The 13,292-nt window shown below is 59.5% G+C and carries 12 protein-coding genes and 4 tRNA genes; 5 read left to right on the forward strand and 11 right to left on the reverse strand.

What is annotated here, in order from left to right; all coding sequences use genetic code 11:
• From ACM6I7_RS02110 to ACM6I7_RS02135, 6 genes are all read right to left on the reverse strand, one after another.
• Positions 1–1,686, reverse strand: a 1,686-nt coding sequence (locus ACM6I7_RS02110) for a DUF6531 domain-containing protein (protein WP_414887869.1), incomplete at its 3' end; no start/stop codon positions are given.
• 248 nt (positions 1,687–1,934) lie between these two features.
• Complete coding sequence (locus ACM6I7_RS02115; protein ID WP_414887870.1) at positions 1,935–2,333, reverse strand: sel1 repeat family protein; 399 nt, start codon at positions 2,331–2,333, stop codon at positions 1,935–1,937.
• Entirely contained in the window at positions 2,334–2,705 is a 372-nt protein-coding gene (locus ACM6I7_RS02120; protein ID WP_003223109.1) for a hypothetical protein, read from the reverse strand.
• Positions 2,702–3,043 carry a helix-turn-helix domain-containing protein gene (locus ACM6I7_RS02125; RefSeq protein ID WP_027613366.1) on the reverse strand — a complete coding sequence of 114 codons (342 nt, stop codon included), beginning with the start codon at positions 3,041–3,043 and terminating at the stop codon, positions 2,702–2,704. The genes ACM6I7_RS02120 and ACM6I7_RS02125 overlap by 4 nt, the downstream gene beginning before the upstream one ends.
• Positions 3,044–3,155: 112 nt before the next feature.
• The gene (locus ACM6I7_RS02130; RefSeq protein WP_414887871.1) at positions 3,156–3,611 is read right to left on the reverse strand and encodes a YkvA family protein; all 456 of its coding nucleotides are present in this window, start codon (positions 3,609–3,611) and stop codon (positions 3,156–3,158) included.
• Positions 3,612–3,905: 294 nt separating this feature from the next.
• Positions 3,906–4,622: an FKBP-type peptidyl-prolyl cis-trans isomerase gene (locus ACM6I7_RS02135; RefSeq protein WP_007966725.1), complete on the reverse strand. Its 717-nt coding sequence runs from the start codon at positions 4,620–4,622 to the stop codon at positions 3,906–3,908.
• A gap of 270 nt (positions 4,623–4,892) precedes the next feature.
• On the opposite strand from ACM6I7_RS02135, the gene ACM6I7_RS02140 reads away from it, so the two are divergent.
• The gene (locus ACM6I7_RS02140; RefSeq protein ID WP_414887872.1) at positions 4,893–6,701 is read left to right on the forward strand and encodes a di-heme-cytochrome C peroxidase; all 1,809 of its coding nucleotides are present in this window, start codon (positions 4,893–4,895) and stop codon (positions 6,699–6,701) included.
• Positions 6,698–7,864 carry a catalase family protein gene (locus ACM6I7_RS02145; RefSeq protein WP_414887873.1) on the forward strand — a complete coding sequence of 389 codons (1,167 nt, stop codon included), beginning with the start codon at positions 6,698–6,700 and terminating at the stop codon, positions 7,862–7,864. The genes ACM6I7_RS02140 and ACM6I7_RS02145 overlap by 4 nt, the downstream gene beginning before the upstream one ends.
• A 197-nt stretch (positions 7,865–8,061) precedes the next feature.
• Here the strand turns inward: ACM6I7_RS02145 and ACM6I7_RS02150 are convergent.
• From ACM6I7_RS02150 to ACM6I7_RS02165, 4 genes are all read right to left on the reverse strand, one after another.
• Positions 8,062–8,138, reverse strand: a tRNA-Asp gene (locus ACM6I7_RS02150).
• A 19-nt stretch (positions 8,139–8,157) separates the two neighbouring features.
• Positions 8,158–8,233: transfer RNA gene (locus ACM6I7_RS02155), tRNA-Val, on the reverse strand.
• 199 nt (positions 8,234–8,432) lie between these two features.
• Positions 8,433–8,509: transfer RNA gene (locus ACM6I7_RS02160), tRNA-Asp, on the reverse strand.
• Positions 8,510–8,528: 19 nt separating this feature from the next.
• Positions 8,529–8,604, reverse strand: a tRNA-Val gene (locus ACM6I7_RS02165).
• Between the two features lie 159 nt (positions 8,605–8,763).
• Here ACM6I7_RS02165 and rdgC point away from each other — a divergent pair.
• The 3 genes from rdgC (at position 8,764) to sugE (ending at position 11,232) form a co-directional block, all read left to right on the forward strand.
• Positions 8,764–9,684 (forward strand): recombination-associated protein RdgC, encoded by a 921-nt coding sequence (rdgC, locus tag ACM6I7_RS02170; RefSeq protein ID WP_414887874.1) that lies wholly within the window; start codon positions 8,764–8,766, stop codon positions 9,682–9,684.
• Between the two features lie 148 nt (positions 9,685–9,832).
• The gene (locus tag ACM6I7_RS02175; RefSeq protein WP_096797726.1) at positions 9,833–10,798 is read left to right on the forward strand and encodes a bile acid:sodium symporter family protein; all 966 of its coding nucleotides are present in this window, start codon (positions 9,833–9,835) and stop codon (positions 10,796–10,798) included.
• A 119-nt stretch (positions 10,799–10,917) separates the two neighbouring features.
• On the forward strand, positions 10,918–11,232 hold the full coding sequence (gene sugE, locus ACM6I7_RS02180) for a quaternary ammonium compound efflux SMR transporter SugE (protein WP_003223093.1): 315 nt from the start codon (positions 10,918–10,920) through the stop codon (positions 11,230–11,232).
• Between the two features lie 123 nt (positions 11,233–11,355).
• On the opposite strand, the gene ACM6I7_RS02185 is transcribed toward sugE, so the two are convergent.
• On the reverse strand, positions 11,356–13,230 hold the full coding sequence (locus ACM6I7_RS02185) for an MFS transporter (RefSeq protein ID WP_414887875.1): 1,875 nt from the start codon (positions 13,228–13,230) through the stop codon (positions 11,356–11,358).
• Positions 13,231–13,292 lie beyond the last annotated feature (62 nt).

Here is a 13,292-nt window from a genome sequence, read left to right on the forward strand (position 1 = left end):
CACCAGATGCGCCCGGTCGTAGCGCAACAACAACGACCGCCCGGCCCCGTTATCCAGGCGCTGCACACGCTCGGAAAAATCGCGATGCACCGTCAGACGATTGCCATACGCATCACTGATCGCCACCAACCGCCCGGCACGAAAGTGATAAAACCGCGCTGTATCCCCGGCCAGCGCGAGGATCAGTTCCTCCGGCTCCTCCCCGAGAAAAATCGCTGCCCGCGACAAGCTGTTGTGAATCTGCGGCCGCTCCACACTGGGCAACGGAAACCGCGTGCGGCGATTTTCGTGATCGACCCAGATCACCGCCTCGCCATCGAACTCCAGCCGATGCGCCAGCGAATGACTCCAGCCAAACCCCAGCCCGACATCGATCTCCACCGCGCTGGTGCGGTACAACCGGGTGAATTCGAACGGCAGCAAGCCATCGAGCGTGCCGTCGGTCAGGGTCAGCAGTTCTTCGCCGGTAACCATCGACACCGGACAGCCGTTGGTGCAGGTCAACGGGGCGCAATCGGCGCTGTCGCCGTTGGGGTTTTTCGCTTGATCGGGAGCGTTATCGTGGTGCTCGTTTTTCTTCAGGGCGGCATTGCGCTTCGCATCCCAGCGCAATTGCATGCGGCCCTTTTTCACCCCGGCGGCGATACCCCGCGCGGCGACAGTTTTGTACTGGTCGACGTAATGGATGAACGTGTTGACGATGCCGAACATCGCCTTGACCAGGCGTTTCACAACCGAGAGCAACTGGGCGGCGCGATCCGCCAGGCGTAGCGTCAGATAAGCGATCCCGGCGCCAGCTCCGACGAATGTCAACACAACGCCGATCAGCACATCGATCAGCACCTGCACGATCATCATCGACGCCGTTTCAGCGGTTTTGCCGGCGATCTGGCTGGGCGGCAGCATCTCCAGCCAGAGACTCGCACTGCGCAGCAGCAAACACAGCGCCGCCTCATCACTGACCAGCAACTGCAGCTTTTGCATGACATCCGGAGCTGATTCTGCGAGATGAATCAGATCAGCCGCGCCGCTTCCCAGCCGCTCGGCAAATGCGCCTGGATCCTTGAGAATCTCCGACAGCATGCCGATGCTGTCCCATACCCCCTCGATCGCCGCCCAGCTCCCGGCGAGCATGCCGTTGCCCGCCGCCGTCGCCACCGACTGCGACCACTGCGGCTTGAACCCCTGCCACTCGCTGCGCAACCAGCCATCCAGCTCGCCGGTCAAGCCGTTGTAGGACTGGAACAGCGCCTCGATCTGCTCCGGGGTAACGTCGCTGTGCACCTGCACGCGATAGAACTTGCCTGGCGTACCGGCGAATGTTCCCCGGCCTTGCGCATCCAGTGCCACGGGCGAGGTTTTTCCATCATCCACCGCCACCACATCCACCACGATATCGCCCAGCGGAATGTCGTACACCGACTCGAATTTGCTCTCGATCGCCAGCACCCCGCTTTTCGGGCACTGCACGACGCCGGAGGCAAACTCACTGTCGCCCGTGCTGACGGCGGTGACGCGATCACCGAAGCGGATGATCCGCTCCATGCCCATCAGCGACGGCAGGTCCGCCGCGTGGCTGACCTGGTCGGCCGCTTTGCTGAACCAATGCTCAAGCTGCTGCCGATAGAGGCTGAGGGTGTCGGGGAAGCTGTCGAGTTCCTGCTCGATACGGCTGACGGCTTCCATCAGCGCACGCGACGATGCGGGGTGGAATGAAAAACCGGGTCAAACATGAGCGTTCCCTCGCGCAAAAATTAGGCGCGGGGACTTTGCGGGGGATCAATCAGGAAAGAAGTCAGGCGAGTAGGTGTTTGCTGTAGGACTAATCCGCAAAAGGCTGATTACTACAAAAAACGTATAGCGATAAACGCAAACGTGGCGTGAGGTTTCCCTCACGCCACGTTTATCGAGCGATACAAAATGATTTACCGGGTTTAATCCCGAGCGCTCAACTCTTTGAGTTTGAGCTCGGCCAACGGGTGACCGGCCTTGGTGGCCAGCGTCCACCAGCGCGCCGCTTCGGCCGGATCCGGCGCTTTGCTCGGCGTACCGGCCAAGCTGATCACGCCGACCTGATAAGCCGCTTTGCCATCACCGGCAAGCGCCGCCAGACGCAACAGCCGCACACCCTCTTCGCGGGCACCCAGGCCAACCCCGCGAAACGTCAGAATGTGCCCATAAAAGCTTTGCGCGCCGACATCGCCAAGATTGGCCATGCGCGCAAACTGCCCTTCGAGCCAGCGCCAGCCACTGGGCTGGCGGACAAACCACGACCAGTGAAACAGCCTGCGGGCCAACCAGTAACTGGCCGACGCCTTGAGTCGTAAGAACACTCAGGCCTCCGCCGATTCCGGGTACTCGTATTCGAAAACCCTGACCACTTCCGACGCATGCCAGGAGGCAGCAGCAACGCCATCGGATGGCCCGGAAAAGCGCCCCAGACGCTCGACACACTCAAAGAAACCGGTACGTGGCAAACGGCTGGCACCCTGGCTGATCACCAGCGAACTGCGCAACGGCTGTTCAGCCTTTGCGTCGAGTGCGGCCAGATGCTCAAGTGCCGCGGTCAGCGTCTGCATCGCCGGCGTCGGCAGTTGCAAACGTTCGAGCAAGGCTCGATAGGTCAACAAATGGCGCTGCCTGCGCGCCTGATCCAGCTCCCCCAGCAATCCGTCCCAATGTTGACGACTGATGCGTACGCTCACGATTCATCCCTCCAACCCGGCACCGTCAGTTCCCAGGCCAGGCTGCGACGAATCGCGGCGTCAGGTTGACGCTCGCCGCTTTCGATCATGGCCAGATAAGACGGGCTGATGCCTACCGTGCGGGCCAGCGCCTCAATGGCGATGCCCTTCCCTTCGCGCAAACTGCGTAGTTGGTCCAGACCTGGAAGAATCGGGTCTGGCGTTGCGGCGGCCGGCGCTGGCGCCTGCTGCTGCGGTGTTTCGTTGATGCCTGCTGCTTTCAGTAGAGCCTGATACTGAACCCATGGCAGAACCGCATACTCGGGTTCGCCATCGCGTGCAATTATCTGAATATCCATGACTACCCCGTAGGACAACAACACTTAGCGAGTCGGCACTTTTCCCTAGAAGTGTAATCCTAACAGCGGCCAAGGTCGCGGGGGGGATCTATCTGTCTGCAGGCGGGGTGAATCAGGGCTTTTTCGGGCCCTGAAGCTGAAGTTGCTCGGGGGTATCAGGCAGGCGCTCGACCACCGCAAGTTTTTCCGGCTGCAGGCGGTTGCGCCAGAGCCGAAAAGCATTGAGCTCATCGTCGAGGGTTTTCATCAGCCAGGCCAGAACGGCGATGTCATCGAGCATACCGAACACCGGAATGAAATCCGGAATCGCATCCACCGGGCTGAGGAAGTACATCAGGCCCGCCACCACCGAGACGATGGCTTTCGGGCTGATCGCTCGGTATTCGCCACGCCAGTATGCAAGACACAGTGCCTGGAGCAAACGCAGATCTTCCTTGAGTTTGCCAAGACGATTACCCTGCGCGGCACCTTTGCTCGCCACCGCGAACAACAGGGTCGGCAGACGCCCACGCGCCAGCAATCGACCGGCGAGGGGCAGAAATCGGGCGAAATTCCACGGCGCTTTCATCTATTTCTCCCGTTGAAATGTTATCCACACAAATTGTGGATAACCTTGTGAACAGAGCTGCATTTCAGCGCTGAAAGCCCCGTTTTATAAGGGCCGCGCTCAGATCGGGCGTTTTTTACTCACATAAAAAACCCCAATATTTCATTGACTTGGCGGCTCAGGGCGTCTAGCGCTGGCAGCCTCAATCTCTAGGACTGCTGTAAGCGCCATCCGTTCGCTCTGTTTACCGCCAGCATCGTCCAGATGCAACAACGCCCCGCATATGCGAGGCGTTGTCTTCGAAGCTACAGCCGATTACTTGGCGGCGGCGTCTTCTTTGGCAGGATCCTTGATGGCCAGCAGTTCCAGGTCGAAGACCAGAACCGAGTTGGCCGGGATTGCCGGGCTTGGCGATTGCGCGCCGTAAGCCAGATCGCTAGGAATGTACAGTTTGTACTTCTCGCCAACGTGCATCAGTTGCAGACCTTCAACCCAACCCGGGATCACGCCGCTGACCGGCAGATCAATCGGGCTGCCACGTTCAACAGAGCTGTCGAACACGGTGCCGTTGGTCAGCTTGCCGGTGTAGTGAACAGTCACGACGTCGGTAGGCTTAGGCTGTGGGCCGTCGGCTTTCTTGACCACTTCGTACTGCAGACCGGAAGCGGTGGTGGTGACACCAGGCTTCTTGCCGTTTTCTTCGAGGAATTTCTTGCCAGCGGCTGCCGACTCTTCGCTCATCTTGGCCATACGCTCTTCAGCACGCTTTTGCAGCGCGGCAAAGGCTTCGACCAGTTCTTCGTCTTTCAGCTTCTGTTCTTTCTTGCCGACGGCATCTTCGATGCCCTGGGCTACCGCTTTGGAGTCCAGATCATCCATGCCTTCCTGAGCAAGGCTCTTGCCCATGTTCAGGCCGATACCGTAGGAAGCTTTTTGCGCCGGGGTTTTCAGCTCTACGCTGGTCTGCGAATCACAACCCGCGAGGACCAGGCTAACCAGGGCTACCGCCGCCGCCAACCGATGCTGTTTCATGCTATTTCCTTGTTCATGCGCCGAAAGGGCAATCGAGTAAAGCCGCGAGCTTATCAGGCCGCCACGACCAATGGCTACCGGCATGAGAGCAGGAAATGTCCGATAAGTTCAGGGATTAAAACGCATTCGGGCCAAGGGACGATGAAGCTTCTGTCATCTGAAGCTGACAAGGGCTGATGAGACTTCCTACGACAGTTGGCGTAATGGCCACTTGCCGCACCTGCAACAGCTGAGGCATAACAAGGCAACAACTCGACAAGGATGTTTATCTTGCGCCTCTTATACCGTGTGCTGGCACTGATCATTGTGCTGCTGGGCCTGGCTCTGGCAGTGATTCTGTACTTCGTCGCCAACCCGAAACTTCCATTCTATATCCCGGCCCAACAGGTGCATTACCTGCAGCAGTGGAGCGAGGAGGAACGCCAGACCTACTACTTCACGCCGCAAGGCACACAGGTCAAAGGCCTGCGCTATGAATGGTTCGAGGCGCTGGAACTGCCCTTCTCGCAGCAGCGTTTCGCGTCCCCGGAATACCTCGCACGCTTCGGTTTTCTGGTTGATCCACAGCAGAAAGCCACGTCGAAAAACCCCGGCAATCTGCCGGTCGGCTTTGCCCGCCACGCGAATCCCGGTGGCAGCGAGCAATATCTCGATATCACCTGCGCTGCTTGCCACACTGGTGAATTGCGCTTCAAAGGCCAGGCCGTGCGAATTGACGGTGGTTCGGCGCAGCATGTCTTGCCTTCCAGCGTTCCTACATTGCGCGGTGGCAGTTTCGGACAAGCCTTGGTCGCGAGTCTGGCCTCGACTTACTACAACCCATGGAAATTCGAACGCTTCGCCAGAAATGTTCTGGGCGATGATTACGAGGCGCGCCGCGAACAACTGCGCAAAGACTTCAAGCAATCGCTGAACACCTTCCTCAAAGTCGCCTGGAACGACACGCATCGCGGCCTCTACCCTACCGAAGAAGGCCCGGGCCGCACCGACGCATTCGGCCGTATCGCCAACGCCACCTTCGGCGACGCGATCTCCCCCACCAACTACCGCGTGGCCAATGCACCGGTGGACTACCCGCAACTGTGGGACATGTGGACGTTCGACTGGGTGCAGTGGAACGGCTCGGCGCAGCAACCGATGGCGCGCAATATCGGTGAGGCACTGGGGGTCGGCGCCACGCTGAATTTCTTCGACAACAACGGCCAGCCGCTGCAGGGCGATGCGCGTTATGCCTCGAGTGTGCGCGTGCGCGATCTGCACCAAATCGAAGAAACCCTGCAACGCCTGCAACCGCCGGCCTGGCCGGAGGATGTTCTGGGCGCCATCGACAAACCGCTGGCCGCCGAGGGCCGCGCTCTGTTTGAGGAGAACTGCGCCGGTTGCCACGTGCCGCGCAAGACCCAGGAGGGCGAGCGCTGGGTGCAGCATTTGCACATGCTGCCGGTGGAGGTGATCGGCACCGATCCGAATGCCGCGACCAACATTGCCACCCACCGATTCGACCTGTCGCCACTGCAATGGGACCTGAAAGAGCTGGAGCAGATGGATGTGAAACTGCATCCGACGCCCACCGAACCACTGAATCTGAGCCAGCTATCGGTGGCCAAGGGCCTGGCTTACGTCACCGCATTCGTCGAAAACCGCGCTTATCGCGAGGCTGGTGTCACCCCTCAGGAAAAGCCAAAACTTGATGGCTTCGGTCTGCCGATCGGCGTGCGCGAAAAAGTCGCTTACAAGGCCAGACCATTGGCCGGGGTTTGGGCCACCGCGCCATTTCTGCACAACGGTTCAGTACCGAGCCTTTATCAACTGCTGTCACCGCAGGATGAGCGCGCCACGACGTTCTATAAAGGTTCGTTCGAATACGACCCGCGTCATCTGGGCTATCGCACCGAAGCCTTTACCAATGGTTTCCTGTTCGACACACGAATTTCCGGCAACCACAACAGCGGTCACGAATTCCGCGCCGGCGAGCGTGGCAATGGGGTCATCGGCCGACTGCTGCAACCAGAAGAACGCTGGGCCTTGCTGGAGTACCTGAAAGTACTGGGCGGACCGTTGGAGGCGCAATTGCCATGATGATCAACCCGTACAAAAGACCGTCGATGTTCGCCCGCGTATGGTTGTGGCTGGGGCGCCTGCTAGGCAAAGCCCTGCTGGCATTGCTGATTGTCGGCCTGCTGGGCTGGGCCATCGCCAGCGCGTGGTTCGCCTGGCAGCACCGCGGCCCGGTGTCGGCGCAGGAACAGATTCCCGCCGGTGAAGCGGCGATGACCCAGGACGTGATCCAGACCGCCGTACGCATCGTCGATCAACACCGCGAAGGCACTCGCTACCTGCGTGACGCGCATGCCAAGGCCCATGGTTGCGTGAAAGCCGAAGTGACGGTGCTGCCGGAACTGACACCTGCGTTGCGCCAAGGCGTATTCAGTGAGCCGGGCAAAACCTGGCAGGCGATGATTCGCCTGTCCAATGGCAACGCCTACCCGCAGTTCGACAGCATCCGCGATGCCCGGGGCATGGCAATCAAACTGCTCGATGTGCCCGGCAAACCATTGCTCGGCGACCGTCAGCAGCGCCACGAGCAAGACTTCGTGATGTTCAGCCACCCGAACTTCTTTGTCAGCGATGTCGCCGAGTATCGTCAGAATGTGGCGGCTCAGGCTGACGGCAAAAAGATCATGGCGTTCTTTCCTGGCTGGGATCCGCGCAACTGGCAGATCCGCCACCTGTTCATCGCCTTGGCGACCCTGGCGCCGCCACCGAACAGCCCGACGGCGACCACGTACTTTTCGGTATCGCCCTACAAATTCGGGGAGGCCAATGCGAAGTTTCGGGTCGCGCCGGATCCGGACAATTGCCCGGCGTATGCCCTGCCCCCGCAAAACCACGACCTGCCGAATTTCCTGCGCAGCGCCTTGAATCAGCAACTGTCGACGGATCGGGTGCCAGCGTGTTTTGTGTTGCAGATTCAGCGTCAGGACGCGAACAAGTACATGCCGATCGAGGACACCAGCATCGAATGGCGCGAACAGGATTCACCGTTCGAAAGTGTGGCGCGAATCACTCTGCCTGCGCAGGACTTCGACACACCGGCGTTGAATCTAGAATGCGACAACCTGTCGTTCAACCCGTGGTTTGGTATCGAAGCGCACCGACCGATTGGCGGGATCAACCGCTTGCGCAAAGCGGTGTATGAGGCGGTGAGCGATTATCGGCATAGCCGCAATGCTGAACAGTGAGAATTCCTCTGTAGGAGCTGTCGAGTGAAACGAGGCTGCGATCTTTTGATCTCTAAAAGCAAGATCAAAAGATCGCAGCGTGCCGCAGCTCCTACAGAGGAGATCGAGTGATTTCACAAATCGCAGACAGCAAAAAGCCCGCACTAGGCGGGCTTTCTGTGGTGACCTGGCGTTCAGCGGGTCCAGGTGACCGAATATGGCGCAGCGGACGGGACTCGAACCCGCGACCCCCGGCGTGACAGGCCGGTATTCTAACCGACTGAACTACCGCTGCGCGAAACGCTTGAAACGAATGGTGGGTGATGACGGGATCGAACCGCCGACATTCTGCTTGTAAGGCAGACGCTCTCCCAGCTGAGCTAATCACCCTTCGCTTCGTTACGGGGCGCATTATGCCACAAGTTTTCGTAATGTGTTGATTTAATTGAAGTTTTTTTCAAAAAAATCCGAAAACCGGTGAAACGACACAAACCCGATGGAACAAGGTACAAACTTGAGACAGAAAAAAACCCGCTTCAGCGGGTTTTTCCGTGGTGACCTGGCGTTCAGTGGTCCAGGTTACCGAATATGGCGCAGCGGACGGGACTCGAACCCGCGACCCCCGGCGTGACAGGCCGGTATTCTAACCGACTGAACTACCGCTGCGCTAAACACTTGAAACGAATGGTGGGTGATGACGGGATCGAACCGCCGACATTCTGCTTGTAAGGCAGACGCTCTCCCAGCTGAGCTAATCACCCTTCGCTTCGGTGTGGCGCGCATTCTACGGAGCGACCCAACCTCTGGCAAGCACTTTTTTAATTAATTTTCTCAGGCCTTCCAAAGGCTTAGAGAAGGGTTGGCCTATGACCCGGCGAAGACAATAATGCCCCCCTTTGTATAAAGGAGAGACTCACCCCATGTGGTTCAAAAACCTGCTTATCTACCGCCTGACCCAAGACCTGCCTGTCGATGCCGAGGCGCTGGAAACTGCACTGGCCACCAAACTGGCGCGTCCATGTGCAAGCCAGGAGTTGACCACCTACGGTTTCGTCGCGCCGTTCGGCAAAGGCGAAGATGCGCCACTGGTGCACGTCAGCGGTGACTTCCTGCTGATCGCTGCGCGTAAAGAAGAACGCATTCTGCCGGGCAGCGTCGTGCGCGATGCGGTCAAGGAGAAGGTCGAAGAGATCGAAGCCGAGCAGATGCGCAAGGTCTATAAGAAGGAACGCGATCAGATCAAGGATGAAATCATCCAGGCGTTCCTGCCGCGCGCCTTTATCCGTCGTTCGTCGACCTTCGCCGCGATTGCGCCGAAACAGGGCCTGATCCTGGTCAACTCGGCCAGCCCGAAACGTGCCGAAGACCTGCTTTCCACCATGCGTGAAGTGCTCGGCACCCTGCCCGTGCGTCCGCTGACCGTGAAAACCGCACCGACCGCCGTGATGACCGAGTGGGTGACCACCCAGCAAGCCGCCCCGGACTTCTTCGTTCTGGACGAATGCGAGCTGCGCGACACCCACGAAGACGGCGGCATCGTGCGTTGCAAGCGTCAGGATCTGACCAGCGAAGAAATCCAGTTGCACCTGAGCACCGGCAAAGTGGTCACCCAATTGTCGCTGGCCTGGCAGGACAAACTGTCGTTCATGCTCGACGACAAGATGACCGTCAAACGCCTGAACTTCGAAGACCTGCTGCAGGATCAGGCGGAACAGGACGGTGGCGACGAGGCTCTGGGCCAACTGGACGCCAGCTTCACCCTGATGATGCTGACCTTCGGCGACTTCCTGCCGGCACTGGTGGAAGCGTTGGGCGGTGAAGAGACTCCGCAGGGGATCTAATCCTGACGAGTTTCAAAACTGTGGGAGCGAGCCTGCTCGCGAATGCGGAGTGACAGTTAACATTAATGTGTCTGGCACGCCGCTTTCGCGAGCAGGCTCGCTCCCACAATTGTTTTTGTGGTGTTCATTCAATAATAAGGAACAGGCCATGCGCGCACTGGCTGCACTCAGCCGCTTTGTCGGCAATACCTTCGCTTACTGGGTTCTGATTTTCGCGGTGATCGCGTTCCTGCAACCGGCGTGGTTCCTCGGCCTCAAAGGCGCAATCGTGCCGCTGCTGGGGCTGGTGATGTTCGGCATGGGCCTGACCCTCAAACTCGATGACTTCGCTGCCGTCGCCCGCCATCCGTGGCGCGTGGCTCTGGGCGTGGTCGCACATTTCGTGATCATGCCCGGCGTGGCGTGGTTGCTCTGCCAGATCTTCCACCTGCCGCCGGAAATCGCGGTCGGGGTGATTCTGGTCGGCTGCTGCCCAAGCGGCACCTCTTCCAACGTCATGACCTGGCTGGCCCGCGGCGATCTGGCGCTGTCGGTGGCGATTGCTGCCGTCACCACCCTCCTCGCTCCGCTGCTGACCCCGGCGCTGATCTGGCTGCTGGCTTCGGCGTGGTTGCCGGTTTCGTTCATGGAATTGTTCTGGTCGATTCTGCAAGTGGTGCTGCTGCCGATCGTGCTCGGCGTGGTCGCGCAACGCGTGCTCGGCGACAAGGTGCGCCACGCGGTGGACGTGTTGCCACTGGTGTCGGTGGTCAGCATCGTGATCATCGTCACCGCCGTAGTAGCTGCCAGTCAGGCGAAGATTGCCGAATCCGGGCTGCTGATCATGGCCGTGGTGATGCTGCACAACAGCTTCGGCTACCTGCTGGGTTACTTCACCGGGCGCCTGTTCAAGTTGCCACTGGCGCAGCGCAAGTCGCTGGCGCTGGAAGTCGGCATGCAGAACTCGGGGTTGGGTGCGGCCTTGGCCAGCGCGCACTTCTCGCCGCTGGCGGCGGTGCCGAGCGCGTTGTTCAGCGTCTGGCACAATATTTCCGGGGCGTTGCTCTCGACGTACTTCCGGCGCATGAGCGAGAAAGAAGACCGTGAGGCGCTAGCGCAGCAGCCGGCCGACTGACCGGCAAACTTGATCCCCGGATTAATGCTCGGCAGACTGTTGCGTTACGCGGGGACGACCCTGCGGCTCGATCGAGTTATCAATCTGGGGACGGCCCCGTCAATCGATGGAGGTCTCTCATGTCCTGGATCATTCTGTTTTTCGCCGGCCTGTTCGAAGTCGGCTGGGCCGTCGGCCTGAAATACACCGACGGCTTCACCCGCCCGCTCCCCACCGTCCTGACCGTTGCGGCCATGGCCATCAGCCTTGGCCTGCTGGGTCTGGCAATGAAGGAATTGCCGCTGGGTACGGCTTATGCAATCTGGACCGGGGTCGGTGCCGTGGGCACGGTGATTGCCGGGATCATTCTGTTTGGCGAGTCGATGGCGTTGATTCGGCTGGCCAGTGTGGCGTTGATCATTACCGGATTGATTGGCCTCAAGGTCAGCGCTTAGGCCACTGGCCCCATCGCTGGCAAGCCAGCTCCCACAGGGATCTGCGGTGAACACAAATCTTGTGTAAATCCAGAAAACCTGTGGGAGCTGGCTTGCCAGCGATGAGGGCCGATCAGGCGACGACTATCTGACTGCCCCGCGCAACGCCCCCACCATCCCCTGCAATTTCGCCGGCTGCGCCGCCTCAACCTCGACCGCCGAGCCCGCCACCAACGTCACCCGCGACCACAACCGCTTGAACAGTCCCTTGTTCGGATCGCGACTGAAGAAACTGCCCCACAACCCCTGCAACGCCAGCGGAATCACCGGCACCGGCGTCTCTTCGAGAATCCGCGTCAGCCCGCCCTTGAACTCGTTGATCTCACCATCGGTGGTCAACTTGCCTTCGGGGAAGATGCACACCAGCTCACCGTCCTTCAGATACTGGGCAATCCGGGTGAAGGCTTTTTCGTAGATCTGGATGTCTTCGTTGCGTCCGGCAATCGGAATCGTCCCCGCCGTGCGGAAGATAAAGTTCAGCACCGGCAGGTTGTAGATTTTGTAGTACATGACAAAGCGAATCGGCCGACGCACCGCACCGCCAATCAGTAGCGCATCGACGAACGACACGTGGTTGCACACCAGCAATGCCGCGCCCTCGTCCGGGATCGCCTCGAGGTTGCGGTGCTCGACGCGGTACATGGAATGGCTGAGCAGCCAGATCATGAAACGCATGCTGAACTCGGGGACGATCTTGAAGATGTAGGCGTTGACGCCGATGTTCAGCAGCGACACCACCAGGAACAATTGCGGAATCGACAGTTTGACCACACTCAGCAACACGATCGAAACGATCGCCGACACCACCATAAACAGGGCGTTGAGAATATTGTTGGCGGCAATCACCCGCGCCCGCTCGTTCTCGGCGGTGCGCGACTGGATCAAGGCGTACAGCGGCACAATATAGAAGCCGCCAAAAATACCGAGGCCGAGAATGTCGACCAGCACCGCCCAGGTATGCGCAAAGCCCAGCACTTCGGTCCAGCTGTGGCCGTTGACGCTTTCCGGGATTCCGCCGGAATGCCACCACAGCAATAGGCCAAACACAGTCAGACCGAACGAGCCGAACGGCACCAGTCCGATCTCGACCTTGCGCCCGGAAAGCTTCTCGCAGAGCATCGAACCCAGCGCAATCCCTACCGAGAACACCGTGAGGATCAGCGTGACTACGGTTTCGTCGCCGTGCATCCATTCCTTGGCGTAGGCCGGGATCTGCGTCAAGTAAATCGCCCCGACAAACCAGAACCACGAGTTGCCGACAATCGAACGCGACACCGCAGGCGTCTGGCCCAGACCGAGTTTCAGCGTGGCCCAGGACTGGCTGAAGATGTTCCAGTTCAGGCGCATTTCCGGCGAGGCCGCCGCCGCGCGCGGAATGCTGCGACTGGCGAGATAACCGAGCACCGCAATGCCGACAATCGCGGTCGAAACCAGCGGCGCGTAGTGCGTCGAGGACATGATGATCCCGGCGCCGATGGTCCCGGCAAGAATCGCCAGGAACGTGCCCATCTCCACCAGCCCGTTGCCGCCAACCAGTTCATCCTCACGCAACGCCTGCGGCAGGATCGAATACTTCACCGGCCCGAACAGCGCCGAATGCGTGCCCATGGCAAACAGCGCCACCAGCATCAGCGACAGGTGATCGAACAGGAAACCGATCGATCCGACGGCCATGATCGCGATTTCCGCGAGTTTGATCAGACGAATCAACGCGTCCTTGGCGAATTTTTCCCCGAACTGCCCGGCCAACGCCGAAAACAGAAAGAACGGCAGGATAAACAGCAGCGCGCACAGGTTGACCCAGATCGAACGGTCACCTTCGATGGTCAGCCGATACAGAATGGCGAGGATCAGCGATTGCTTGAACACGTTGTCGTTGAACGCGCCCAGCGACTGCGTGATGAAAAACGGCAGAAAGCGCCGAGTGCGAAGCAGGTTGAACTGTGAGGGGTGACTCATCTTCCGTGTTTCCCTGAGGTCGGTAGAGAATGGCCTGGATCTGCTTATTGGAATCTCGATCG

This window comes from Pseudomonas sp. IT-93MI4 (genome assembly GCF_949767635.1).
Classification (GTDB): Bacteria; Pseudomonadota; Gammaproteobacteria; order Pseudomonadales; family Pseudomonadaceae; genus Aquipseudomonas; species Aquipseudomonas putida_A.

Coding starts and splice junctions, on each gene's coding strand:
- ACM6I7_RS02135 (WP_007966725.1), bottom strand. CDS start 4,622: ATGAAACAGCATCGGTTGGCGGCGGCGGTAGCCCTGGTTAGCCTGGTC.
- ACM6I7_RS02185 (WP_414887875.1), bottom strand. CDS start 13,230: ATGAGTCACCCCTCACAGTTCAACCTGCTTCGCACTCGGCGCTTTCTG.
- ACM6I7_RS02175 (WP_096797726.1), top strand. CDS start 9,833: ATGCGCGCACTGGCTGCACTCAGCCGCTTTGTCGGCAATACCTTCGCT.
- rdgC (WP_414887874.1), top strand. CDS start 8,764: ATGTGGTTCAAAAACCTGCTTATCTACCGCCTGACCCAAGACCTGCCT.
- ACM6I7_RS02145 (WP_414887873.1), top strand. CDS start 6,698: ATGATGATCAACCCGTACAAAAGACCGTCGATGTTCGCCCGCGTATGG.
- sugE (WP_003223093.1), top strand. CDS start 10,918: ATGTCCTGGATCATTCTGTTTTTCGCCGGCCTGTTCGAAGTCGGCTGG.
- ACM6I7_RS02125 (WP_027613366.1), bottom strand. CDS start 3,043: ATGGATATTCAGATAATTGCACGCGATGGCGAACCCGAGTATGCGGTT.
- ACM6I7_RS02130 (WP_414887871.1), bottom strand. CDS start 3,611: ATGAAAGCGCCGTGGAATTTCGCCCGATTTCTGCCCCTCGCCGGTCGA.